This window comes from Thalassospira lucentensis MCCC 1A00383 = DSM 14000 (assembly GCF_000421265.1).
Taxonomy (GTDB): Bacteria; Pseudomonadota; Alphaproteobacteria; order Rhodospirillales; family Thalassospiraceae; genus Thalassospira; species Thalassospira lucentensis.
This window is the reverse complement of sequence record NZ_ATWN01000003.1, coordinates 385,806-409,956: the sequence shown is the minus strand read 5'-3', so window position 1 is coordinate 409,956 and position 24,151 is coordinate 385,806. Positions and strand designations below refer to the sequence as shown.

Annotated in this window: 23 protein-coding genes; 10 read left to right on the top strand and 13 right to left on the bottom strand. The window is 54.0% G+C overall.

Annotation, left to right across the window (positions count from 1 at the left end):
- Positions 1–89: 89 nt before the first annotated feature.
- Positions 90–416: a hypothetical protein gene (locus K355_RS0108650; protein ID WP_022731731.1), complete on the top strand. Its 327-nt coding sequence runs from the start codon at positions 90–92 to the stop codon at positions 414–416.
- Between the two features lie 280 nt (positions 417–696).
- Positions 697–921, top strand: a complete 225-nt coding sequence (locus K355_RS0108645) for a hypothetical protein (RefSeq protein ID WP_022731730.1) — start codon at positions 697–699, stop codon at positions 919–921.
- Positions 922–986: 65 nt separating this feature from the next.
- On the opposite strand, the gene K355_RS0108640 is transcribed toward K355_RS0108645, so the two are convergent.
- The 8 genes from K355_RS0108640 to fsa form a co-directional block, all read right to left on the bottom strand.
- Complete coding sequence (locus K355_RS0108640; RefSeq protein ID WP_022731729.1) at positions 987–2,375, bottom strand: glutamine synthetase family protein; 1,389 nt, start codon at positions 2,373–2,375, stop codon at positions 987–989.
- Between the two features lie 43 nt (positions 2,376–2,418).
- A complete protein-coding gene (locus K355_RS0108635) occupies positions 2,419–3,240 on the bottom strand; it encodes an isocitrate lyase/PEP mutase family protein (protein ID WP_245562928.1) in 822 nt (273 codons plus the stop codon).
- A 27-nt stretch (positions 3,241–3,267) separates the two neighbouring features.
- A complete protein-coding gene (locus K355_RS0108630; protein ID WP_022731727.1) occupies positions 3,268–3,759 on the bottom strand; it encodes a class I SAM-dependent methyltransferase in 492 nt (163 codons plus the stop codon).
- 99 nt (positions 3,760–3,858) lie between these two features.
- Entirely contained in the window at positions 3,859–4,464 is a 606-nt protein-coding gene (locus tag K355_RS0108625; protein WP_022731726.1) for a glutathione S-transferase family protein, read from the bottom strand.
- A gap of 106 nt (positions 4,465–4,570) precedes the next feature.
- Positions 4,571–4,912, bottom strand: coding sequence for a YrhK family protein (locus tag K355_RS23560; protein WP_245562927.1), 342 nt, complete (start codon positions 4,910–4,912; stop codon positions 4,571–4,573).
- Between the two features lie 83 nt (positions 4,913–4,995).
- The gene (locus K355_RS0108615; RefSeq protein ID WP_022731724.1) at positions 4,996–5,946 is read right to left on the bottom strand and encodes a tyrosine recombinase XerC; all 951 of its coding nucleotides are present in this window, start codon (positions 5,944–5,946) and stop codon (positions 4,996–4,998) included.
- Positions 5,925–6,614 (bottom strand): DUF484 family protein, encoded by a 690-nt coding sequence (locus tag K355_RS0108610; RefSeq protein WP_022731723.1) that lies wholly within the window; start codon positions 6,612–6,614, stop codon positions 5,925–5,927. The genes K355_RS0108615 and K355_RS0108610 overlap by 22 nt, the downstream gene beginning before the upstream one ends.
- Before the next feature lie 148 nt (positions 6,615–6,762).
- The gene (gene fsa, locus K355_RS0108605) at positions 6,763–7,419 is read right to left on the bottom strand and encodes a fructose-6-phosphate aldolase (protein ID WP_022731722.1); all 657 of its coding nucleotides are present in this window, start codon (positions 7,417–7,419) and stop codon (positions 6,763–6,765) included.
- Between the two features lie 196 nt (positions 7,420–7,615).
- On the opposite strand from fsa, the gene K355_RS0108600 reads away from it, so the two are divergent.
- Positions 7,616–9,847, top strand: a complete 2,232-nt coding sequence (locus K355_RS0108600; protein ID WP_022731721.1) for a primosomal protein N' — start codon at positions 7,616–7,618, stop codon at positions 9,845–9,847.
- A 39-nt stretch (positions 9,848–9,886) separates the two neighbouring features.
- Here K355_RS0108600 and K355_RS23555 read toward each other — a convergent pair whose 3' ends face one another.
- Complete coding sequence (locus K355_RS23555) at positions 9,887–10,717, bottom strand: substrate-binding periplasmic protein (protein WP_022731720.1); 831 nt, start codon at positions 10,715–10,717, stop codon at positions 9,887–9,889.
- Between the two features lie 64 nt (positions 10,718–10,781).
- On the opposite strand from K355_RS23555, the gene K355_RS0108590 reads away from it, so the two are divergent.
- From K355_RS0108590 to atpC, 7 genes are all read left to right on the top strand, one after another.
- Positions 10,782–11,102: a MazG-like family protein gene (locus K355_RS0108590; protein WP_022731719.1), complete on the top strand. Its 321-nt coding sequence runs from the start codon at positions 10,782–10,784 to the stop codon at positions 11,100–11,102.
- Positions 11,103–11,135: 33 nt separating this feature from the next.
- The gene (locus K355_RS0108585; RefSeq protein WP_022731718.1) at positions 11,136–11,774 is read left to right on the top strand and encodes a glutathione S-transferase family protein; all 639 of its coding nucleotides are present in this window, start codon (positions 11,136–11,138) and stop codon (positions 11,772–11,774) included.
- A gap of 498 nt (positions 11,775–12,272) precedes the next feature.
- On the top strand, positions 12,273–12,830 hold the full coding sequence (locus K355_RS0108580) for a F0F1 ATP synthase subunit delta (protein ID WP_022731717.1): 558 nt from the start codon (positions 12,273–12,275) through the stop codon (positions 12,828–12,830).
- Positions 12,830–14,362 (top strand): F0F1 ATP synthase subunit alpha, encoded by a 1,533-nt coding sequence (atpA, locus tag K355_RS0108575; protein ID WP_022731716.1) that lies wholly within the window; start codon positions 12,830–12,832, stop codon positions 14,360–14,362. The genes K355_RS0108580 and atpA overlap by 1 nt, the downstream gene beginning before the upstream one ends.
- A 30-nt stretch (positions 14,363–14,392) precedes the next feature.
- A complete protein-coding gene (locus K355_RS0108570; protein WP_022731715.1) occupies positions 14,393–15,286 on the top strand; it encodes a F0F1 ATP synthase subunit gamma in 894 nt (297 codons plus the stop codon).
- 52 nt (positions 15,287–15,338) lie between these two features.
- Positions 15,339–16,757 (top strand): F0F1 ATP synthase subunit beta, encoded by a 1,419-nt coding sequence (atpD, locus tag K355_RS0108565; RefSeq protein ID WP_022731714.1) that lies wholly within the window; start codon positions 15,339–15,341, stop codon positions 16,755–16,757.
- A gap of 41 nt (positions 16,758–16,798) precedes the next feature.
- On the top strand, positions 16,799–17,203 hold the full coding sequence (atpC, locus tag K355_RS0108560; protein WP_022731713.1) for an ATP synthase F1 subunit epsilon: 405 nt from the start codon (positions 16,799–16,801) through the stop codon (positions 17,201–17,203).
- Positions 17,204–17,305: 102 nt separating this feature from the next.
- Here atpC and K355_RS0108555 read toward each other — a convergent pair whose 3' ends face one another.
- The 4 genes from K355_RS0108555 to K355_RS0108540 form a co-directional block, all read right to left on the bottom strand.
- A complete protein-coding gene (locus K355_RS0108555; RefSeq protein WP_147250365.1) occupies positions 17,306–19,921 on the bottom strand; it encodes an ABC transporter permease in 2,616 nt (871 codons plus the stop codon).
- A gap of 24 nt (positions 19,922–19,945) precedes the next feature.
- Positions 19,946–20,392: a response regulator gene (locus tag K355_RS0108550; protein WP_022731711.1), complete on the bottom strand. Its 447-nt coding sequence runs from the start codon at positions 20,390–20,392 to the stop codon at positions 19,946–19,948.
- Positions 20,393–20,710: 318 nt separating this feature from the next.
- Entirely contained in the window at positions 20,711–22,003 is a 1,293-nt protein-coding gene (gene ccmI / locus K355_RS0108545; RefSeq protein ID WP_022731710.1) for a c-type cytochrome biogenesis protein CcmI, read from the bottom strand.
- A gap of 21 nt (positions 22,004–22,024) precedes the next feature.
- Complete coding sequence (locus K355_RS0108540) at positions 22,025–24,007, bottom strand: heme lyase CcmF/NrfE family subunit (protein WP_022731709.1); 1,983 nt, start codon at positions 24,005–24,007, stop codon at positions 22,025–22,027.
- Between the last annotated feature and the right edge of the window lie 144 nt (positions 24,008–24,151).

Here is a 24,151-nt window from a genome sequence, read left to right as displayed (position 1 = left end):
TGGCTGAAATGAAATCCCGCCTGATTAATGACGGAAATAATTATTTTCGTTTTTTCTAACCAACGCGCTTTTGCGCGGTAGGAGCTACTTTGACAAACCGTACAACATCTAAAATTCTGAATTTTGTAAGACCGTTTAGCTTGCGCGGTCTGGCCGAAGTTCTGCCTGCCGGGTCTTATAAAGTCATGACCGAAGAAATGCAGGACGAAAAAGTCACATATCCGACGTGGCAGTGGGTTTCCACACAGATGCATTTGAACACCAACTCGGATCGCTCCGACGACGCACGTCTTATGACTGTCGATCCTCGCGATCTGGAAGTGGCGTATTTGCGTGATCAGAAAATGATCGATGCCCGCCCCAAAGTCGCCTTTTCGGCCAGAGGATCAAACACCCGGGCCAAGCGCGTCTTTTAATCGGGTTTCCCGACGATCCTGTTCCCGGTCAGGGCACCCTGACCGGAACGGTGGTCAAATCGTAAATCCGTAGTATTCCCACTCCCGCCTCAGTCTTCAGTTCCCATTTCTCGTTCCCGTGGCCTTTCGGAATCGGTCCTAAGCGGTCATTCCCGAACCAAAGATACAGGTCAGAAAGCTGCCTCCTGCTGTTACATATCAGCGTTGCAGAATGAGAAATACATGTTTGCCCAAGATGAGATCATAACGCATCAAGCTGATGCAAATGAGAGTCTTTAGTATGGATTGGGTCCCTATCGTCTTTGGTACGTTTAAAGTTGTCGCACTGCTGACGGCCATGTTCTTCGCCATCAAGTGGCATTACGATCAAGGCGAAAAGGGCGGGACGCGCGCGGTAATGCTCGCGGGGGCCAAAGTTGCCGCAATCTTCGTGCTAGCACTACTATGCCTGGGGTTCGTTACATTCTTCCTTAGCAGGGCGCTCGGTTTGAACCTGAGCTACTGATGATCGCATCACAAAGACACCTAAAATGAGAAATGGGGACAGATTTGTTTTTCTGGGAACATAGGTTAGATCGAAAATCCGTAATATTCCCATTCTGCGGCTGATACCTTAAGCGCCATATGTTCATATTCCGCCTGCTTGATTTTGGTAAAGGCGGTATGGAAGCGTGGGCCAAGCGTGCGCTTGTTGAAGTCAGAGGCGCCAAACTGATCAATCGCGTCCAGCCAGTGGCGCGGCAGGTCATTTAGGGCTTTGGCCTGACCGATTTCATCGGTACATGGCGTGCCCGGATCGATTTTACTTTCAATACCGTCAAGGGCTGCGCCCAGCGTAACGGCAGCCACCAGATACGGGTTGGCATCCACACCGGCAATGCGATGTTCAAAATGGCGGGTTTTGCCCGGTGTGCCGGGAACCCGCAATGCCACCGTACGGTTTTCAACACCCCAGTCATCGGATGCTGGTGAATACATCGCCGACGCAAACCGGCGCCATGAATTCATGAACGGGGCCAAAAGCAACATCGTCTCGCCAATCGAGCCGCGAATGCCGCCAATCGCATTCAGCATAAGTGGGCTTAACGATCCATCTGCCTGATCGGCAAACAGGTTGTTGCCCGCATCATCGGCCAGTGACAGATGCAAATGCATGCCCGACCCGGCTTCAGTGCCAAACGGTTTTGGCATAAACACGGCTTCTGTGCCAAAACGCCGTGCGACGGTGCGGATCAGGCGTTTGGCAATGATGACGTCATCAGCCGCCCGCATCAGATTGCGATAGCGGATCGTCATTTCATACTGGCCGGGGCCATATTCCGAAATCAGGGTTTCGAGTGTCAGATCAAGATGCTTGGCACCTTCATAGATCGCATCAAACAGCGGCGACATCTCATCAATTTCATCGACTGACATGGTATTGCGCAAGGTGCTACGGCGTTTGGTCAGGGCATAGGACGCCGGGTGATAAAGCCCGTCTGCGTCGGCTTCGCGATCGACCAAATAAAATTCCAGCTCAAACGCCCCCATCGGGGTGAAGCCGAGTTTCCGGGCACGGGTTACCTGTGCTGCAAATACATTGCGCGGGTCCACATCATGCGGCGTGCGGTCTTCGTTGTACATGCTGATCAAAAGTTGCCCGCGCCCCGTATGAGGCAAATAACCCAGCGTCCCGGGTACCGGCCAGCACCGACCGTCGCCCCCTCCGCCAGTTTGCACCAACCCGCAATCATCAACGTCCTCGCCGGTCACATCCTGTCCAAAAATCGAACTTGGCAGGCCGCGCCCGGATTTATAGATGGACTCAAGTTCATGACGCCGGATTGTCTTGCCCCGGCCAATCCCATGAAAGTCGGTCAGGATAATATCGATGGCTTCGACATCCGGGTATTTGGCAAGGAAGGCCTCGGCTTCGGAAATTTGTGAACCGCTTGGCGAAAGTGTCTCTGGTGTGCTCATTGTTTGCCTTGAACGCTATGCCCCGTGTCGAGGAAGGGGTTATTCAATTTTTGGGTGGGGTAAATATGTATTTTTCAGCTTCTGACGAAGACAGCGCATCTTTGGCGTAAGTAAAAGTCCCATGGTCTTTTACCTCGCGCGCGGCACGCATGAGGCCGCCAAGTGCCGCCCGGGCAAACGACCCGCCAACACTGATGCGTTTGACGCCTGCCTGTTCTAATTCGCTGACGCTGTAGGTCGGACCGGAAAGCCCCATCACAACATTGACCGGGCGGGTGACAGATGCGCAAACCGTTCGTATTGCCGCGATATCATTCAGGCCCGGCGCATAAAGAACATCTGCGCCCGCCTTTTCGAAGGCCTGAAGACGAAGAATTGTATCATCCAGATCGTGTTTACCATGCAGGAAGTTTTCTGCGCGCGCGGTTAACATAAAAGGATGTTTACGGGATTCTTCGACGGCGGCGGCAATGCGTTCTACAGCAAGGTTGAAATCAAAAATCGGGTTGTTGGGATCACCTGTTGCGTCTTCGATTGAGCCACCGACAAGTCCGATTTTTGCTGCGAGTGAAATCGTCTTTTCGCAGGATTCTGGATCAGGACCAAAACCGTTTTCCAAGTCGGCGGAAACAGGCAAGTTGGTTGCGTTGACGATATCTTGTGCATTTTGCAAGATGGCTTCGCGTGAAATACGTGCCGCAGAATCTTGTTGGCCAATGGAAAAGGCCAGCCCGGCGCTGGAGGTTGCCAATGCTTCATACCCAAGTGCGGCAAGGATGCGGGCGGACCCTGCATCCCAGGGGTTTGGGATGACAAACGCCCCGGTACGCAGATGCAATTGCTCAAAGAGCTGATACTTGTCCATTTGATCTGTCATGCCCCCATTAAAGGATTAACCTTGATACCGGCGGAAGAAATAGCGGTCTTTGGGGACCCCTTCGGGCAGCGGTTCTGCGATGGTGTTGGGAACATCAATTTTCTGATCAGACGCAACAATGGCACCAGTCATAAGGGCCGTCGGCAGGGTCTGGCCGATAAAGGCTGCGATTTTGGCGTTCAGGTCTTCATCGCCGGTGCCAACATCGGAATGCACAAGGGCGACTTTACCTTTGAAACGCTCCGCGGCCATTGGCAGGGTTTCGAAAATATCGCCAAGGAACAGATGGTCATCATCGGGAATGCATTTCGGGTGGGCGGCAATCTGCCGGTCAAACACATAGATTTCCCGGTCCGGCATGATTTCACGCAAATGATCGAACGTACGGCCATTGCCAAGGCCAACTTCGAGCACGATCCCGTCCTGATCCTTGATCATTTCAGCCGCTGCATTCAGGCAATCGCGTTGGGCCTGCAGGCGGCGGATAACACTGTTTAGACGTGACATATCATCGGGTCTCCGGGGCTTGTTGGATCAATATGGTCAATGGACCGTATTTGGCGTTAAAAACGCCGAGCCCATGACGCCCGGCGTTGATTTAAAAAATCAGCCTTTGAATTGGGTCGCATCGAATGCAGGCACACGCGACCGGAATTCATCCAGCCATGTGACGAGGTTGCCGTATGTTTGTCGCCATTTTCCGTCAAACCGCAGGTCAAGATACCCCAGTGCACAGGCAATGCCGACATGGCCGATATGAAGATCAGCACCAAATGCCGGTGGGTTTGCGTCAATTTGATCCAGTGCACGTTTGACCTTGTCCGCCTGATAGGACATCCAGCCGTCATCGCGTTTGTCTTCGGTACGCATGCGGGTTTCATAGACCTGCAGGATTGAGGCATCAATAATGCCGTCGCCCAGTGCCTGTAAGGTAAGGGCATCCCAGCGGGCATCACTTTCGGTTGGATGTAGGGTCACGCCATCGGCCTGCGCATCCAAGTATTCACAAATCACGCGTGAATCAAATATCTTGCGACCATCATCAAGAATAAGGATCGGGATTTTCCCCAGCGGGTTCTGCGTGCGAAGGCTGTCAGCTGGATCGTTGGTGTTCGACAGTTCGACCGACAATTGGTCGTAAACACCAAGCATCTTGGCAACAATCTTAACTTTCCGGCCAAATGGCGACGGGTCACTGGATCGCAGGATCATGATTTTTCTCCGGGCATTTTAACTGTTTGCGCGCAGTGTAAGGGGGAAAGAACGGCAAGACGAAGTGAATTTTTCCCAAATCAGGTCGTTCAGCGTCTTCACCCTTCTACCCGGTGGGGTTGCGGGCCTGATCCGTCGCGGTTTTGGCAGGGATGTTTTTATGGGAGCCTTGGCTTTCATCGTTATCATCAAGCCCGGCAAGATGAAGTTCGCGTGCCAGCCTTACGGCTGGACGTGCTGCAAAAAACACCGAGCCAATGATAAATAGCCACGTGCCTGCGTAAACCGTTGCATCATCCAAAAACAGGATACTGCCAACAATGAATAAAACCGCCGCCAGAAGGTCGATCACTGAATAGGCGATCTCATAGGCGCTGTAGACCGACCGGTGTTTGGGACTGGCATCAAAGCGGCGAGTTCGAAACAGTTTCATCGGGTTTCGGGCCATAAGATTTCCTTGCTGCTTTGTGTGATGATTGTCCCAACGCATCGGAAGCAGGATGGTTTCCATTCGACGATAATGTGCCGAAGTTATCGCCGGGCGCGTGGATGGGTGCCGTTGTAGACCGCCATCAATTGTTCGCTATCAACAGCGGTATAGCGTTGGGTCGTTGAAAGTGATGCGTGGCCCAAAAGATCCTGAATGGTGCGTAAATCACCGCCGCCTGCCAAAAGATGGGTGGCAAAGGAATGGCGCAGCGCATGCGGAGTTGCGGTATCAGGCAATTGTAAAAGATCGCGAACCTTGCGCATTTCGCGTTGGGCGACCTGGGCGACCAATCTTTTGCCACGCGCGCCGACAAAAAGTGCGTCATTGCCATGCGGTGCATAGGGGCAAGCACGCAGGTAATCTTCAATCGCATCGCGGATAATCGGCAAAACCGGGACAAGGCGTTGTTTGTTGCCTTTGCCCGTGATGACCATCGAGTCCCCTGTCGGGCTTTGATTGGCGTTCAGATCAAGGGCTTCGGAAATACGAAGGCCACAGCCGTATAAAAGCGTGAAAAGTGCAAGGTTACGCTTGGCAAGCCAAGGTTCATCTTGCCAGACACCCGCATTTTCAAGAACGGCCAACGCATCGACCGGTGAAAGTGGTTTGGGGGCGGTTTGGGGCAGGCGTGGATTGCGAATGGAACTGACGGCGGCATTCTGTCCGCGTCCTGACCGATCAAGAAACCGATAGAAATTGCGTAACGATGACAGGGCGCGGGCGGTGGATGTTTTGGCCATGCCATCCATGCTGCGCCGCGCCAGCCAGCTTCGAAAATCGCGCGGGTTTAAGCGCAGAAGCGCCTTCAGGTCTGGGACATCGCCAAGATGGCCACCGATAAAGCCGAGAAAAGCATAAAGATCGGCCAGATAGTTTTCGGTCGTGTGATCTGACGCACGTCGCTCATCAGAAAGCCACGTGCGCCAATCTGCGATGGCTTCGCGCACATCGCTCGGAACGGTGAGGGCGGTTAAACCGTTTGGGTGAGCCATCGACGCACGCCAAATTCAATCACGGATGCCAAAAACATGATCAGGTCATTGGCCTGTGCCGGGCTGAAATATCCCGGCTCCTTGACGCCAAAGGCAACAATGCCAACCGGATCGCCATAAAACGGCGCAAGTCGCACAATGGCAGCCGACCGTATTTCGGATGCTTTCGGACCAAAAATGGCCTCATCCCCGGCATCGTCGGGCAAAAGCCAGACATCCTGTTCGTCGCCCAGAACCTGATCAACCGCCCCTTTAACAAGGCGGCGCACGCGGCCATCACAGCTTGGCACCGGCGCTTCGTCGCATTCTTCAAAGCACAATGCGATGGCATCAAGATCAAGCAGTTCGGGCACAAGGTCCTGAAGTGCTTCGACAAAGGTTTCAAACCCGCGTGCATTTAAAATGGCCAAAACAGCGCGGTGGATACGGCTTTGGGTTTCAAGGTTGGATTTGGAAATATTGATCAGTTCGCTGGTGGCACCGCGCAGCTTTTCGCGTTCATCGCGCAACCGCGCGACGACATATTGCTGCATGTCGGCGACACCTGATCCCATTTCCCGGACAGGCAACGCAAGACTTTCAAGCAAGTCAGGGCGCGAAGTGAAGAAATCAGGATGTTCGGCGAGAAAGGTCGCGACATCGTCGGCGCGCAGTGCTGTCTTTTCCATCGGTTCCGGCTTGTACAGTGAGAAATAAAAAACCCGGCTGCCACAATGCGGGCAGCCGGGTTAAATGCATGTTAAAAACCGAACGCAATGTCGGCTTTTATCCGCTCATCAGGACAAAGACCTGATAACAGGCGGATGACAGGCCAGATTACAGAATCGACTGGCCGGTTTTTTCCCAGTCAGCAAGGAACGTTTCAAGGCCCTTGTCGGTCAGCGGATGCTTGGTCAACTGGGTCAGAACCTGCGGCGGAATGGTGACAACATCGGCACCAAGACGGGCCGAGTCGACAACATGCTGCGGGCCACGTGCGGAAGCAACGAGGACTTCGGTGGTCCAGTTCGGGTAGTTGCCATAAACATCAACGATGTCAGCAATCAGCTGCATACCATCGGACGAAATATCATCCAGACGGCCAACGAACGGCGAAACATAGGTTGCACCGGCTTTGGCCGCCAGAATGGCCTGACCAACCGAGAAGCAAAGTGTGACGTTGGTTTTAATGCCTTCGTCGGTAAAGGTACGGCAAGCTTTAAGGCCATCAGAGGTCAGCGGCAGTTTGACGACGACATTGTCGGCGATCTTTGCCAGCTTGCGGCCTTCTGCGACCATGGTGTCGTAATCGGTCGCAGCAACTTCTGCGCTGACCGGGCCGTCGACGACGTCACAAATTTCCTTGATCAGTTCGAGAAACGGTCGGCCTGTTTTTGCTACCAGCGAGGGGTTGGTGGTGACACCATCCACGAGGCCAGACATGGCGATTTCGCGGATTGCGTCAATGTCAGCAGTATCGATGAAAAACTTCATTGGATTTCCTATTCGGACCTTTTGAAGATCGTCGTTTGAAGATCGTTGTTCGATGATGCGGTTAGCTGCTAGGTTCGGGCTCCATCCAATGGACGGTTCCTGATCCAAGCTGTGGGACCGTTTTCTATTATGCCATGGGCCATCGAGGGTGTTTTTTCGAGCAGCCCGAAAGGCATTCCGACGGGGTTTATAATATATGAGCGCGGCAAAGGCCACATCTGGAAATCTGTTTGCTGATGATCCGGCCTTTCAGGTGACTGCCCAGACCATAAGCGTGCTTCCGCCGTTGCCGCTTGCCGGGCCGTATGACTACATCGTGCCCGAAGGCATATCGGTGCAATTTGGCGATTTTGTGGAAATCCCGCTTGGCCGTCAAACCCAGCGCGGGGTGGTCTGGGGCGATGCCAAGGGCGACGTCGAACCAAGTAAGCTGCGCGAAATTTATGGTGTTCTTCCCGCCGAGCCCATGCCCGACGTCACCCGAAAGTTCATTGATTGGGTGTCGGCCTATACCATGGCCCCACAGGGGGCGGTGCTGCGCATGGCCATGAGCGTGCCTGACGCGCTTGAACAACCCAAACCGATTTTCCGTTTTACGCTGAACGCCGATTTCGACGCATCAGGTTTGCGCATGACCCCGCCGCGCAAACGTGTTCTGGCGTTCTTGGCTGAGAATCCCGCGATGGAGCAGGGGGATATCCTGCGCGAAACCGGTGCCGGGGCAAGCGTGGTCAAGGGGCTGGTCGAAGCCGGGGCGGTGCGGCGTCTGATGGTCAAACCGCCGTCGCCATTTGATGCCCCTGATTTGACCATCCCGCGCCCGAACCTGTCCGATGAACAAACGATTGCGGCCGATGCATTATGTGAACGCGTCGATGCAGGTGGATTTTCCTGTACATTGCTCGATGGCATCACCGGGTCGGGTAAAACCGAAGTTTATTTTGAACCGATCCGCGCGGCCTTGGCCGAAGGTAAGCAGGTGGTTGTTCTGCTGCCGGAAATCGCCCTGTCGGCCCAATGGTTGCAACGTTTCCGCGACCGGTTTGGCGTGGTGCCAGCCCTTTGGCATTCCGAAGTCGGTCAGGCGCGCCGCCGTGATACATGGCGCGCGGTGGCAGATGGTTCTGTGCAACTGGTTGTTGGTGCGCGGTCGGCACTTTTCCTGCCCTTTCGCGATCTTGCGCTGATTGTGGTCGACGAAGAACACGAACATGCGTTCAAGCAGGAAGATGGCGTGATTTATCATGCCCGCGACATGGCAGTCACCCGTGCGCATCTGGGCAATATTCCGATTGTTCTGGCATCGGCGACCCCGTCGCTGGAAACCTTGGCCAATGTTGATGCCGGGCGCTATTACCGGGTCGAACTGGGCAGCCGTCATGGGGCGGCTGTCTTGCCTAGTGTTGAGGTCATCGACATTCGACAAGACAAACCCGAACGCCTGCGCTGGATTACGCCAACCTTGAAAAAACGGCTGGCTGAAACGTTTGCCAATGGCGAGCAGGCGATGCTGTTTTTAAACCGGCGTGGTTATGCACCGCTGACCCTGTGCCGGGCTTGTGGTCATCGGTTTCAATGCCCTAACTGCACCGCTTGGCTCGTGGAGCACCGTGCATGGGGCAAATTGCAATGTCACCATTGCGGATATCAGGCAAAGGCACCTGATGCCTGCCCCGCCTGTGGCGAGGAAGGCAAGCTTGCCCCCTGTGGGCCGGGGGTCGAACGGCTTTATGAAGAAGCGGTCGAAACATTCCCCAATATCCGGATTGAGGTTGCGACATCCGACAATATCATGGGACCAAAGGCGGCTGCCGAGCTGGTCCAAAGGGTTCACAATCACGAGGTCGATCTTTTGATCGGCACCCAGATTTTGGCCAAGGGCTATCACTTTCCTATGCTGACCCTAGTTGGGGTGGTTGATGCGGATCTTGGCTTGGCGGGTGGGGATTTGCGCGCAGCTGAACGCAGTTATCAGTTGCTAACTCAGGTGGCGGGGCGTGCTGGACGTGGCGATCGTCCGGGAACCGTGATGCTGCAAACCGCCGATCCGGCAAATCGCGTGATCAAGGCAATTGCTGCTGGTGATCGAAATGCCTTTAACGAGGTAGAGCTATCGCAACGCATGACTCATGGCATGCCGCCGCATGGGCGACTGGCAGCCCTTATTATAAGTGGCAAAAAAGAAAACGAAGTCGATGAAGCCGCATGGCGGATCGGGCGGGCGGCCCCGCGCGGGGATGGTTTGATGGTACTGGGGCCTGCCCCCGCCCCGTTATCCTTGTTGCGTGGGCGCTATCGTCGGCGCTTTTTGATCCGTGCGGATAAAACGGTAAAAATGCAGGCCCTGATCCATGAGTGGCTGTCGAAAGTCAAAACGCCGGGCAGTGTGCGCGTGCAGGTCGATATCGACCCCTATAGCTTCATGTAACCGGGCTTGCTTGGGGGCGATGTCGTCAAGTACGGTCCCTTAGTTGCCGTATTGCGATTTCCACCAGTCGACCCCGTCCGGGCCAAGATAGCGACGAAAAATCGTAAGCAGCCTGCCATCATGGCGCATGTCACGCAGGATTTCGTCATACTGGGCCAGAAAGACCTCTTTGTCTGGATAATCGGATGCGCGCGAAAATGGATTGTAATAAGCAGCCCGCCGAAGTGGGTTGTTCAAAAAGGCGATTTTGGCGCGGGATCCATTTTGGATCGTCTCATAGATAGTGCTTAGATAATTGACCGGGACAATATCAAACCGGTTCTCAAGTAGCATGGGAATCAAAAGATCATTTCGGGCAACCGTTTCGATATCCAGATCTGAATTCCAAAATGTCGGGGTATATGAATAGCCCGCAGCGGCCCCAACCCGATAGGCGCGCAAATCGGAATATTGATCAAAGTGAATGGTGCGCACGTCGTCGGCGCGAATGGCAAAGCGCCAATCCAGCAGCAGATGATTTTCATCAGGGTACAGCAGATAGGCTGACCGTTCGTCATTCTGTGACAGTGTCAGAACGATGTCGGAGTAACCGAGCCTGGCATTGTGAAGCAGTCGTTTGCCGCTATCGACAAAGCGGAACTCGTAATCCTTGATGTCCATTTCGCGCAAGACTTCGCGCATGATATCGACATCGATGCCGCGCGGGTTCTTATCCGAAAGCCATTTAAGCGGCGGCTCTGACAGTCCTTCAATCAGCAGCGTGCGGGCGTGTGCGGGTGCTTGGGCCATGATCAACCCCGCAATGACGGCAAGCAATTGCGCCGCCCGGCGAAGCGGCCAATGGGTTTTGCTGTCCTGCCTATGGATCATGTGCTTCTCATTAATTATGCTAAAAGCATCGTCAGCCAACTTACTTTATATGGGATGAATTCTTGTGAATAATTACAAAACAAATTCATCGAAGGCAGAAACGCAGCGCAGCATGTGCGACTGGGCCGAAGCAACGTTTGGGCCGGTCAGCGCACCGGTCTCACTGGTTGATCGTGCAATGCTTGAGATGGAAGAGCTTAAAGAAGCCGTTGTCGCGCAAGATCACGCCGAGATTGGCAAGGAAGCTGCCGACGTCTTAATTCTACTCTATCGGCTTGCCGATCAGTTTGGCCTTGATCTTGATCAGGAGGTCGCCGGAAAAATGGCGATCAATCGGTCGCGGACATGGGTGCAAAAGGGCGACGGTACCGGGTCACATATCTGAGCCTAACCTCCCATTCACTTTCAGGCAGACATTATGAGTTACACGCTTTTTTATGCGCCAGGTGCTGCGAGCATGGCAGTGCATTGGATGTTAATTGAGCTGGATGTGCCGTTTGAGGCGGTACTGGTCGACATTGAGAGCAATCAGCAACGCAATCAGGACTATCTGCGTCTCAATCCGACGGGTCGAGTACCGACTCTTGTCGTAGATGATACACCATACGGTGAATCCGTTGCTTTGATGATGTTGCTGGCCGAACGGCATCCGGGGTCGGGCTTGTTGCCAGAACCAGAAACGGCGCAACGCGCTGAATGGCTGCAGCTGACACTTTACATTGCCAATACATTGATGCCAGCGATGCGTGACTGGCTATATGCGGCCAAGGATGGCGACCCCAAAGGTGCCGCTGCGGTCAAGGCATTGGCTGAAAAACGGATCAGCTCGGTGTGGGACGATTTCGAAACACGGCTTTTGCGGGGCCAAACATATTTGATGGGGCCGACATTTGGCACGGTCGACATGTTCGCGATCATGTTAATGCGGTGGTCGCGTCATATGGGATGTGCCGCGACTGCCCGACCGGTGCTGCGCAGCTACATCAATCGCATCTGCGCGCTGCCGTCTTATATTGAGGTGAATGAACGCGAAGGTCTTTCGGGATGGCCAAGCTAACGGCATTTGCATTTCCGTGGACGCGGTCGGCAACGTCGCAAACCAGTTTGCTTATTCGTCTGGGCGTCTTCATTTTGATCCCAGAGCAAGCGCCTTGATCCGCAAAACAGACGCTTTGCCCGTTAAAATGTGAAGTCGATTACACATTTTTTGGGGAATCTGACCTTTTAAGTAAGGCGGATGTCGGGAGCCCCCATCAGAAAGTCGGGGGAATCGTACCTAAAAAGCGATTTTGCCAAGAGGAAATCCACGGAGTGCGGGAAACAGCTTGTTATAAAATAGTCGTAAGAAGTCGCGAAACGTCAGTGATTAGGCGCGGTTTTGCCACAACTTTAGGCAAGAATGAGAAAGTCCGTCCAAATGGGGTTGCGCGGGGGTTGCCCATGCAAAGGACATGTGATACCAAACGCTCGCTTCTCGGAAGGAAACCCTTTCGTGGAACCATTTTTTTATACGTATCCGAGTCGTTCTCATAACCAGAATTGAGGGCTTTCACCGGTGTCCCAAAATACTGCCGCGACCGGGCTCCAAGGGCGCTATGCCACAGCACTATTTGACTTGGCCAAATCGGCTAAGCAGCTTGATGCTGTCAAAAGTGATCTTGAATTGCTCGACCAAGCCATCGCAACAAGCGATGAGCTCCGGAATGTTCTCCGTAGTCCCGTGATTTCCCGGGATATGCAGGCCAAAGCGATGGCTGCTCTTCTTGATAAACTCGGTGTTTCCGAGGTGACCAAGAAGACAGTTGGGCTTCTATGTCAGAAGCGTCGTCTGTTTGTCCTGCCGGGCGTAATCAATTCCTACCTTTCCATGCTCTCAGCTCATAATGGCGAAGTGACCGCTCAGGTGACTTCGGCAGCCGAGCTGAAGAAAGAGCAAATCGAAGCCGTTACCGGCGCTCTCAAAGAAGTTGTCGGCGCCACTGTAAAAGTGGACCTTAAAATTGATCCGGCGGTTCTTGGCGGTCTTATCGTCAAGGTCGGCTCCCGGGTTTTTGATGCCTCGCTTCGGACTAAACTTCAGAAGCTCGAGCTCGCTATGAAAGGGGTTGCGTGATGGAAATCCGCGCCGCGGAAATCTCCGCTATTCTTAAGGATCAGATTGCCAATTTTGGTACTGATGCCGAAGTCGCCGAAGTCGGTCAGGTTCTGTCCGTCGGTGATGGTATTGCCCGTGTTTACGGTCTGGACAATGTTCAGGCTGGTGAGCTTGTTGACTTCCCAGGTGGTATTAAGGGCATGGCCCTTAACCTCGAAGAAGACAACGTTGGTGTCGTGATCTTCGGTTCTGACCGTACGATCAAGGAAGGTGACCAGGTTAAACGTACTGGCGCCATCGTTGACGTTCCGGTTGGGAAAGAACTTCTCGGTCGCGTCGTTGACGCACTGGGTAACCCGATCGACGGCAAAGGTGATCTGGGTGCAAAAGAACGTCGCCTTGCTGACGTCAAAGCACCGGGCATCATCCCGCGTAAATCGGTTCATGAGCCAGTACAGACCGGTATCAAGTCAATTGACTCCCTGATCCCGATTGGCCGTGGCCAGCGTGAACTGATCATTGGTGACCGTCAGACCGGTAAAACCGCAATCATCATCGACACCATTCTGAACCAGAAGCCGGTGAACGATGCTGCGAAAAACGACAGCGAAAAGATGTTCTGCATCTATGTTGCTGTTGGTCAGAAACGTTCGACCGTTGCACAGGTTGTTAAGGTCCTTGAAGAACGTGGCGCGATGGAAAATACCATCATTGTTGCTGCGACCGCTTCTGATCCGGCACCGATGCAGTTCCTTGCACCGTTTGTTGCTTGCGCAATGGGCGAGTACTTCCGTGACAACGGCATGCACGCAACGATCTTCTACGATGATCTGTCCAAACAGGCAGTTGCATATCGTCAGATGTCGCTCCTGCTTCGCCGTCCGCCGGGACGTGAAGCATTCCCGGGTGACGTTTTCTATCTGCACTCTCGTTTGCTCGAACGTGCTGCGAAAATGAACGACGAAAACGGCGCTGGCTCGCTGACCGCACTTCCGGTTATTGAAACCCAGGGCAACGACGTTTCCGCGTTTATTCCGACCAACGTGATTTCGATCACCGACGGTCAGATCTTCCTTGAAACCGACCTGTTCTATAAGGGTGTACGCCCGGCTGTGAACGTTGGTCTGTCGGTTTCGCGTGTTGGTTCGTCCGCACAGATCAAAGCGATGAAGCAGGTTGCTGGCTCGATCAAGCTGGAACTCGCTCAGTATCGTGAGATGGAAGCATTCGCACAGTTCGCATCGGATCTTGATCCGGCAACCCAGAAACTTCTGGCCCGTGGCGCACGTCTGACCGAGCTGCTCAAGCAGCCGCAGTACTCGCCGCTTAAAGTCGAAGAGCAGGTTGTGGTGATCTACGCTGGTGTTAAAGGCTACCTTGACGGTGTTGCAATCAACAAGATTCGCGCCTTCGAAGAGCAGTTCCTGTCGGACATCCGTTCGAGTGGCGCTGACATCCTTGATGCGATCCGCACCGAGAAGGTTCTGTCTGATGACAGCGAAACCAAGCTTAAAGCGTTCCTCAGCAAGTTCGCGAAAACCTTCGCGTAAGTTTGAACTTTAGGCGAAGGAGGAAACGCAATGGCTAGTTTGAAGGATCTGCGCTCGCGCATTGCCAGCGTCAAATCGACGAAGAAAATTACTTCGGCGATGAAGATGGTGGCTGCCTCCAAGCTCCGCCGTTCGCAGGATGCAGCGGAAGCAGCGCGTCCCTATGCTGATCGCATGGGGACGATGCTGGGCCGCCTCGCAGCTGCGGTAGGTGGAGTGCAAGGGGCACCAAAGCTTCTGGCCGGTACTGGTAAGGATGACGTGCATTTGCTCGTCGTCTTCACCGCGGACCGCGGCCTTTGCGGTGGTTTCAACGCATCGATCGTAAAAGCATCACGTCTTAAAATTCGTGCCCTTAAGGCCGAAGGCAAAACCGTGAAGCTGATCTGTGTTGGCCGTAAAGGCGCAGATGCGCTTAAGCGTGAATTTGGTGGCGACATTGTCGCCCGGTATATCGGCATCGAAGGTAAGAAGGGGATTAATTTCTCTTCGGCTTCCGAAGTTGCTGACAAGGTTCTGGCGCTTTACGAAGAAGGCGAATTTGACGTCTGCACGATCTTCTACAACAAGTTCGTGTCGGCTATTTCGCAAGTTGTTACAGCGCAGCAGCTGGTTCCGTTCGCGGGAGCAGATGTTGAAGAGCAGGAAGAAGAAGTCACTGGTTCTTCTGCGGTTTATGAGTATGAGCCGTCCGAAGAAGCAATCTTGGCTGATTTGCTGCCGCGTAATGTTGGCGTCCAGATTTTCGGTGCCATGCTGGAAAGCAGTGCATCCGAGCACGGTGCGCGTATGTCCGCGATGGATAACGCAACCCGCAATGCCGGCGACATGATCGACCGACTGAGCATCCAATACAACCGCTCACGTCAGGCTCAGATCACCAATGAACTGATTGAAATCATTTCCGGCGCCGAGGCTTTGTAAGCGGGTCGCAGGAAGTTAACGGATAGTTTTGTCCGAGCAGGAGACAATACCTATGGCGAACAAGAAGGCGGGGAAAATTTCCCAGGTAATGGGCGCCGTCGTCGACGTTAAATTCGACGGCGAACTGCCTCCCATTCTGAATGCGCTGCATGTTGACAACAACGGTCAGCGTCTGGTTCTTGAAGTTGCACAGCATCTTGGTGAAAGCGCGGTCCGTACGATCGCGATGGACACCACCGAAGGTCTGCAGCGCGGTCAGGAAGTCATCGATACCGGTGACGCGATCTCGGTTCCGGTTGGTCCGGAAACCCTTGGTCGTATCCTGAACGTGATCGGCGAGCCGGTCGATGAACGTGGTCCGGTCAAAACCGAAAAACGCTCACCGATTCACCGCGAAGCTCCGGCTTTCATCGATCAGTCAACCGACACCGAAATCCTGGTTACCGGCATTAAGGTCATCGACCTTATCGCACCGTACACCAAGGGTGGTAAAATTGGTCTGTTCGGTGGTGCGGGCGTTGGTAAAACCGTCCTTATCATGGAACTGATCAACAACGTGGCCAAAGGCCACGGTGGTTATTCGGTCTTTGCCGGTGTTGGCGAACGTACCCGTGAAGGTAACGACCTCTATCACGAGATGATGGAATCAGGCGTTATCAATCTCGAAGGCGATTCAAAAGCTGCACTGGTTTATGGCCAGATGAACGAACCCCCGGGAGCACGTGCACGTGTTGCTCTGACCGGTTTGACTTTGGCGGAATACTTCCGTGACGAAGAAGGCCAGGACGTTCTGTTCTTCGTCGATAACATCTTCCGCTTTACCCAGGCTGGTTCGGAAGTGTCCGCACTTCTCGGTCGTATCCCGTCTGCTGTGGGTTATCAGCCGACGCTGGCAACCGACATGGGCGCGCTGCAGGAACGTATTACCTCGACCAAAAAAGGTTCTATTACCTCGGTTCAGGCAATTTACGTTCCGGCCGATGACTTGACCGATCCGGCACCTGCAACTTCGTTTGCTCACCTTGACGCGACCACGACGCTCAACCGTCAGATTGCCGAGCTCGGCATCTATCCGGCAGTTGATCCGCTCGATTCTACCTCGCGTGCACTCGATCCGGGTGTCATTGGCAAGGAACACTACGAAACCGCACGTGAAGTTCAGCGTATTCTGCAGACCTACAAAGGTCTTCAGGACATCATCGCCATCCTCGGCATGGACGAGCTTTCGGAAGAAGACAAACTGGTCGTGGCACGTGCCCGTAAAATCCAGCGTTTCCTTTCGCAGCCTTTCCACGTTGCAGAAGTCTTTACTGGTAGCCCGGGCGTGTTCGTTCAGCTCGAAGACACCATCAAAGCTTTCGCGGCGATCTGCGCTGGTGAATACGACCATATGCCTGAACAGGCATTCTACATGGTCGGCACCATCGAAGAAGCCATCGAAAAAGCCAAGAAGATGGCCGAAGCTGCCTAAGGCAGTTTCGGTCCCCCTCCGGCTAAGGAGCGAGGATTGTCATGACTGATACGACTGTACTGGAACTTGTTTCGCCGTCTGCCCTGCTCAAATCCGAGCCGGTCGAGATGGTCGTTGTTCCGGGCATGGAAGGGAATTTTGGTGTGCTGCCAAAGCATGCGCCAATGATCTCGACCATTCGTCCGGGTGTCATCGACATCTATGCAGGTGGTAAGGTTTCCGAGCGTATCTTCGTCGCCGGTGGTGTAGCAGAGGTTAATCCCGAGCGTTGCACCATTCTGGCGGAAGAAGCGGTTGCGGTTTCCGATTTGAAAGCCGACGACGCGCAGGCACGTCTTGAAGCAGCAGATGCTGCTCTTAAGGCCGCCAGCACGGCACACGACAAAGCCAATGCCGAGCGTGAGCTCGAAATTGCGCGGGCACAGATTTCCGCCCTGTCGAACTAAGCGTCGGTTCTACGATTTTAAAAAGGCCGCCTGTTTTGTGCAGGCGGCCTTTTTTGTTTGTTGGTGCTCGTAATGAGCATTGCAAGATAAGCGGGCGGCTGGTTAACCGCGCCAACCTTGTTGCCTGCTCAGCGCCAAACGCTGCAAAAGTCCCCCGGCACCAAAGCCGAGCAGCGTGACCATCAGGATAGCACCCCCTGCCACCATGCCCGGAAACGCAATGACCTCTGCCCCAATGGCATGTGCAGCCAAAGTCGCGATCCCCCCGCCCAGAAAAATGCCGACAAAGCCACTGCTGGCCACCGAAATGCCGGTTTCCCATGCGGCAATACTGTTTATTTGACGCGGTCGCACACCAAGGGCACGCAGCATTGCAAGTTCCTGTGCCGTGCCTTGGCGTAGCGCAATAAGGCCACTGACCACCACCAGACATGCCCCCGCCGTTGCCAGCAGGGTCAACGCCATCATCGCGATGACCACCTGATCAAAAAGCGTTTCAAGCTTAACCAGAACGTCTTGCACTCGGATCGTCGGCACATTTGGAAACTGTTGCTGTAGGGCGCTTTGAACAGATGTGACTGTCTTGGCTTTGTCTAGCCTGGTATCGGTGACCTTTCTCAGGTCAAGGGTACTGATCAACCCGTGCGGTATTGGTTCTGTCGGTGGCGACAGGACCATCGGGAAATCAAGCGCAAGGCGTGTCCAGTCGATCTTGCGAAGATTTGCAATCGTGACCTGCTGCGGGTTGCCCAGCATATTAAGGGTGATCTGATCGCCGACGGTAATGCCAAGGGCATGCGCTATATCCGCATCCAGTGATGCGAGACGCCCTGTATCATGCCCCGTGCGCCACCACTCACCTGTGACTACGCGATTGTCCTGTGCTGCCTTATGTGGATGATCCGTCCATGAAAGACCACGGTCGCCCCGTACGAACCACTGGTATCGCTGGGGAACATTAATCTGGCTGATCGGGGTTTGATTGATATGGGTGACCCGTCCATGCATAAACGGCATTTGATCAACGCCAGTGACCGCTGCCATGGCTTCTGCCGTCGCGCGAAAAGACGGGCCGTCTTCTGGCGGCAGATCAAAAAACACCAGATCAGGTGTGTCACTTGGCAATGTCGACGTCAGATGATGGCCAGCCTGAATAGCAAATAAAACGACCGCCATCAGGCAGGTCACGGACAGCCCGATTGATGTCATGACGGTCAATGTCGGCGCGCCGGGCCTGGCAATATTGCGCAACGCCAATCGAACTGACGGCAGCAGGTTGTAAGGTCGGGTCGAAAGATATCGGCAACCCCGACGTAGCCCGACAGAAATCACCGCAAAAAGCATCAGGCAACAGATCAGTCCGACAATCAGGACAACTGAAAACCAGCTAAACCCGATTAGTTTACTTGAAACCGACAGCAGTGCGGTGATGATGGCGCCATAAAGCAGTGCGCTAATCGCTGTTTGACGGGGTTTCGTGCTGGTTTGGGGCAATGCCATGTGTCGCGCTAATTGATGGCGAAACAATGCGCTTGGCGATGTGATGCTGGCCTTGGTTAGCGGGCTGATGGATATCAGAGTGATGAGAAGAACAACAAACAACGCCACAGCGCCAAAGCGGCTTAGGGATGCGGGCATAGAAACCGCAATATCAAGCTCCGCCATATTTGCAAAAACAGGCACAGCAAAATATTCAATTATCAGCGAAAGCACGCCGCCAGTGACCAAGGCGAGGAGGGTAACGCACCCGATCTGCGCGGCAATGGCACCTAACACCTGTTGGCGTGTTGCGCCCATGCTGCGCAACACGGCAAAGCGCGGCTGGCGTTGGTCAAGATCAGCACGCAGGGCATTTTGCATCGCTGTTGCGCAAATCACAAAGATGGCAATGCCAATCAAACTGACAAACGCCATCGCGAAATCATTGATGCGCTCAATCCCCGGAATTCCATTGGTGGCATTGACAATTCGCCATCCTGCATCGGGGAACTTTGTTTCTATTGCCTCAATGATCTGACCGCTTTGGGCGTGTTTGTTTGGATCAAGGCGCAGCCGCGCATACCAGTAAACCTGACTATGTGTCGTGCCAAGGTTGGTAGTCTGAAAGGCGTTACTTGAAATGATGATCCGAGGGCCGAGTGAGAAAAGCCGGAAGCTGCGTTCAGGTTCGGTTTTGATCACATCGCGAATGATGAAAGCCTGCCCGCCAAGCGTAACCTGATCACCAAGGCGCAGATGCAATGTGTCCAGAAAGTTGCTGGCGACGATCGTACCGGGCATACCATCTTGCGCGGCGAGTGCCGTCTTGATCGATGAATTTGACGACAGCACCAGATCACCATACAGCGGATATGTGCCGTCAACTGCCTTCATCTCGGCAAGGATTGACGTGCCTTCGTTTTCGGAGGCAACCATGATCCGTTGTTCTGCCGTCAGGCTAAGCTGACCAAACCGTTCAAGAAAGGCGATTTCTTCCGGGGTTGGGGTGCGGTGAAACAACCGCAGTGAAATATCCCCGCCGATGGTTTGCTGAGCCGATTGCAAGGTGGCATCGCGGATGGTCTGGGTCAGGTTGGTGCAAACAGCAAGAACCGTGATGGCAAAGACCAATGTCGCGAATAGCGACCAAAGCCCGATGCCGGGTTGGCGCAACTCGCGAAAGCAAAAGCGTAAACTTGCCGGGATATATTGGGAATATCGAGAAGTCTGCAGGGACAAGGCAGTCTCGCTGGCACGCGTGGTTTACGGCGTGGGGGTTAAGGCAAGTCCCAGCCAGAATGATTCGATCATTTTCATAAGATCAATGAACTCTGTCACATCGACAGGTTTGCGCAAATAACAGTTTGCGCCAGCAGCATAACATAGGTCGACATCGTGTTCCGCCCCGGATGTTGTGAGTACGATCACAGGGATGGACGCAGAGTTTGGATCATTGCGGATATCGTGCAGCATTTCGCGCCCGTCTTTACGCGGCATATTCAGATCAAGCAGGATCAGCCGTGGGCGCGGGGCATTGCGATAAGGGCCGTCTTGTTGCAGGAACTGCAGCGCTGTCATTGCATCCTTGACGTGGTGCAATTCGACCGGGTGTTTAAATTCCCTTAGTGCTTCGCGAACAAGCCGTGCGTCGCCCGGATTGTCTTCAATCAGAAGCAGGTTATTTGCCTTGCCGCTTGTCGCAGGTGACATTGTCCCGATTATCCTTTTGGAGGGGTTTTTTCAAAGAAAATCCCATCTCTACGGCATATTACGATTGTTTTTTTAGTCAATGAAACAACTAAAAACCACCAGTTTCTGGCAATAATTGGCTTATGTATGTGTGGTGCCTAATTTAGGTTGGGGCTGGTGTTAAGTTTCATTCTCACATTTTTACGCGAAAATCAATGCGCTTGGGTGCTGTATGGGTATAAATCCCTATTCGTGAGTATGATACATAATATCCATTAAGGGCGGTTAGAAGGGGGATTTGAAAATTTTTATGATCAAATTGCACCCCCTCGTAAACCCCTAGTTGACGCGAAGACCAAGCTCGTCTGCCAGTGTTGTGAAGCGCGCAACCAGTTCCGAACGGTCCGCAAATTGGGTGGTCGCGCGGGTATAGGCGGCCTGCGCTGCATCCATGTCCCCGATCACGCTATAGGCCCGTATCAGACGCGCCCAGCCTTCCGGATTTTCTGGCTCGGCTTCAAGGCGCTCGGCCAGATTGTTGACCATGGACGCGATCATTTCCTGACGTTCTTGCGGCGTCATTTCCTCGGCAGCTTTGACGTCATCCTCGGTTGGCCCGGCCATCATCGGGGGAGATGGTTTGACATCAAGTCGCCCTTCAATGTCAATGCCTTGCGCCAATGCGGCATCTTGTATGCGCGATACCACCATTGGAAGCCATCCCGCATCGGCCGGTGCGTTGTTGGCAAGGACGACCCACCGGTCAATGGCCGCGGGATAATTGCCGTCCTGAATATCGCCAAGGCCAAGATAATACTGAATTCTGGGGTCGATACTTTCCGTCTGTGCCGCCTCGGTCAACGCGCCACGTGCGATGGCATTAATCTGGCCGTTATCGGCGCGAATGACACTTTCGGCATACATCGCCAGATAATCACCATCCCGACCTGACAGCTTGACCGCTTCAAGAAAGGCGGTTTGGGCCTCCGCCGGTCGGCCAAGCGCCATCAGGCTGGCACCGAGCAATTCCCATCCTTGAATGTTGTCGGGGTTTTCCAGAAGCTTTTGCGAAAGATCGCTTACGGCCCGGTTCAGAACGTCATTTCTGTCCTGGTCCATGGCCTCAGCCTGACGGACGGCATTGATTTCTGCCGTTCGACTGGCAATCGGGTGATCGGGCAAGGCAGGGCTGCCAAGATCAAGATAAAGTCCAACCCCGCCGATCAAAAACAGCGCGACGAGCCCGGCAATCAATGGGCGCAGGCGGGGCGACCCTTTGATGTTTATCTGGGCGGCCGATTGTTCTTTGATGCGCTGATCTGCGTTCAGGATACGTCGTTGCACTTCGATGCGTGCGGCACTGGCCTGTTCAGTCGTGAGAACACCACGGTCAATATCGCGATCAATTTCAGACAGCTGGTCCTGATAAACTGCCAGATCGCGCAGAATCTCATCATCAGCCCCGAGTATATCGGGTGCAGTATCCGGTTTGCTGTCGGTGTTCTTATCAGTCGGATTTTCTTTCGCGTCACTGCGAACGGACTGAGCTTGTTTTCTGTTTATCCATATCGGCCACAAGACAAAACCCGCCACCAGCAGGGTAACTGCGCCAAGAACAATTGCGATGGTCATAAATATTTCCTGTCGTGACGCTTATTCTGCGGGGGCTGGTTTGGCGGATGCTTTATGGGATCGGACCGGCGCACCAATGCGATAGCGCCGATCAGACAATGACATCAATCCGCCAAACACCATGACAAGGCCACCGGCCCACATCCACGGGATCATCGGTTTGACGTAAAAGCGCGTGATCCATTTGCCACTTTCATCCTGATCGCCGATGACGGCATAGATATCACCAGTAAAGCCCGAACGGATTCCGGCCTCGGTGGTTGGCATGCCTTCGACCGTGTAGACACGTTTTTCCGGTGTCAAAACAATGGTGCGTTCTCCCGGCGTGGTAATGGTCACTGTGGCTTCACGGGCAACAAAATTCGGTCCCTGATATTCGCGAATATCAGACAGTGTAAAGCGATGATCGGCAATATGGGCACTTTCCCCAATGCCAAGCGATTGCACCGATTCTTGTGTCCATGCCTGTGATCCGGTGATCCCCGCAACCACAATCGCGACCCCGGCATGAGCCAGCATGGTGCCATGGGCAGAGCGCGGCAAATCGCGCATGCGGCGCAGGCTGGTGGCAAAAGGTGCCCGGAACAGTTTGATCCGTCCCGCCCATTCAAGGATGGAGCCGATAAACAGCCACGCAGCCAGCCCCATGCCAAACAGCGCAAAGGCTGGACCACCCGAAAGCCAAAGCGTAACCAGTACGACCACGGCAGCAACCGACAAGGCAATCTTGAGTTTGCCCATCACGGCAAACAGATCGGCTCGTTTCCATGGCATCATCGGACCAAATGCCATGGCAATAATCACCGGCGTCATGATCGGAACGAATGTCGCATTAAAGAACGGCGCGCCAACCGAAATCTTTTCACCTGTAAGGGTTTCGAGCAACAGCGGATACAACGTGCCAAGCAACACCATAGCTGCGGCAATCGACAGCAACACGTTGTTGAAAATCAAGGCCCCTTCGCGCGAAATTGGCTGGAACAACCCGCCGCCCTTAAGGGTCGGTGCCCGCCACGCATAAAGCGTTAACGACCCACCAACGGCGATACACAGCAAGAACAGGATAAACACGCCGCGCGTTGGATCGGTGGCAAAGGCATGCACCGATGTCAGCGCACCCGACCGCACAAGGAAGGTGCCCAAAAGCGAGAAGGAAAATGCCAGAATTGCCAGAAAGATCGTCCAGCTTTTCAACGCATCGCGCTTTTCAACAACGATGGCGGAATGCAGCAACGCAGTTCCAGCCAACCATGGCATGAAGGATGCGTTTTCGACCGGGTCCCAGAACCACCATCCGCCCCAGCCAAGCTCGTAATAGGCCCACCAAGATCCAAGACCAATACCTGCGGTCAGAAAGACCCATGCCGCAAGTGTCCAGGGCCGTACCCAGCGCGCCCACGCCGGATCAACCCGGCCTTCGATCAGGGCGGCAACGGCAAAGGCAAAGGCTACCGAAAACCCGACATAGCCAAGATACAGGAAGGGCGGATGAATGGCGATGCCCGGATCTTGCAAAAGCGGGTTCATGCCTTCCCCATCAAGCGGCGGGTTCAAAACGCGCTCAAACGGGTTGGAAGTCAGAACGATGAATAAAATAAACCCGGCCGCGATCAGCCCCATAACGCCCAGAACACGCGCAAGCAATGTTGGCGGCAAATTGCGGCCAAAGGCGGCAACCGCCCCACCAAACAGGGTCAGGATCATCACCCAAAGCAACATCGACCCTTCGTGATTGGCCCAGACTCCGGTGATTTTATAGATCATTGGTTTGGACGTATGGCTGTTGGCCAGAACGTTCAAAACAGAAAAGTCAGACGTCACATAAGCATAGGTCAGTGCAACGAAGCTTGCCGCGACGAGTGCAAAACATGTGATGGCCAGACGCGGGGCAACCATCAACAGCACCGGATCACGGCGTGATGCCGCGACAAACGGGATGGTCGACTGGGCGACTGCCATCACAAGGGACAGTATCAGCGCGTAATGTCCGATCTCTACAATCATCAGTTGGCCTATGGTTGTGTTTTATGTGCCTGAACGCGAGATATAATCGCTTGAATGTGGCTTGGAAACCTTGCGGAATATCAAATATGCGCTATTTGCGGCACAGTGACCTCGGAAAATATGGCAATAGACATTACATATTGC

Excerpts from the sequence above, each read along its gene's own strand:
- K355_RS0108645 (WP_022731730.1), top strand. The coding sequence starts at position 697 with ATGGATTGGGTCCCTATCGTCTTTGGTACGTTTAAAGTTGTCGCACTG.
- K355_RS0108640 (WP_022731729.1), bottom strand. The coding sequence starts at position 2,375 with ATGAGCACACCAGAGACACTTTCGCCAAGCGGTTCACAAATTTCCGAA.
- K355_RS0108635 (WP_245562928.1), bottom strand. The coding sequence starts at position 3,240 with ATGGACAAGTATCAGCTCTTTGAGCAATTGCATCTGCGTACCGGGGCG.
- K355_RS0108630 (WP_022731727.1), bottom strand. The coding sequence starts at position 3,759 with ATGTCACGTCTAAACAGTGTTATCCGCCGCCTGCAGGCCCAACGCGAT.
- K355_RS0108625 (WP_022731726.1), bottom strand. The coding sequence starts at position 4,464 with ATGATCCTGCGATCCAGTGACCCGTCGCCATTTGGCCGGAAAGTTAAG.
- K355_RS23560 (WP_245562927.1), bottom strand. The coding sequence starts at position 4,912 with ATGGCCCGAAACCCGATGAAACTGTTTCGAACTCGCCGCTTTGATGCC.
- K355_RS0108615 (WP_022731724.1), bottom strand. The coding sequence starts at position 5,946 with ATGGCTCACCCAAACGGTTTAACCGCCCTCACCGTTCCGAGCGATGTG.
- K355_RS0108610 (WP_022731723.1), bottom strand. The coding sequence starts at position 6,614 with ATGGAAAAGACAGCACTGCGCGCCGACGATGTCGCGACCTTTCTCGCC.
- fsa (WP_022731722.1), bottom strand. The coding sequence starts at position 7,419 with ATGAAGTTTTTCATCGATACTGCTGACATTGACGCAATCCGCGAAATC.
- K355_RS0108600 (WP_022731721.1), top strand. The coding sequence starts at position 7,616 with ATGAGCGCGGCAAAGGCCACATCTGGAAATCTGTTTGCTGATGATCCG.
- K355_RS23555 (WP_022731720.1), bottom strand. The coding sequence starts at position 10,717 with ATGATCCATAGGCAGGACAGCAAAACCCATTGGCCGCTTCGCCGGGCG.
- K355_RS0108585 (WP_022731718.1), top strand. The coding sequence starts at position 11,136 with ATGAGTTACACGCTTTTTTATGCGCCAGGTGCTGCGAGCATGGCAGTG.
- atpA (WP_022731716.1), top strand. The coding sequence starts at position 12,830 with ATGGAAATCCGCGCCGCGGAAATCTCCGCTATTCTTAAGGATCAGATT.
- K355_RS0108570 (WP_022731715.1), top strand. The coding sequence starts at position 14,393 with ATGGCTAGTTTGAAGGATCTGCGCTCGCGCATTGCCAGCGTCAAATCG.
- atpD (WP_022731714.1), top strand. The coding sequence starts at position 15,339 with ATGGCGAACAAGAAGGCGGGGAAAATTTCCCAGGTAATGGGCGCCGTC.
- atpC (WP_022731713.1), top strand. The coding sequence starts at position 16,799 with ATGACTGATACGACTGTACTGGAACTTGTTTCGCCGTCTGCCCTGCTC.
- K355_RS0108550 (WP_022731711.1), bottom strand. The coding sequence starts at position 20,392 with ATGTCACCTGCGACAAGCGGCAAGGCAAATAACCTGCTTCTGATTGAA.
- ccmI (WP_022731710.1), bottom strand. The coding sequence starts at position 22,003 with ATGACCATCGCAATTGTTCTTGGCGCAGTTACCCTGCTGGTGGCGGGT.
- K355_RS0108540 (WP_022731709.1), bottom strand. The coding sequence starts at position 24,007 with ATGATTGTAGAGATCGGACATTACGCGCTGATACTGTCCCTTGTGATG.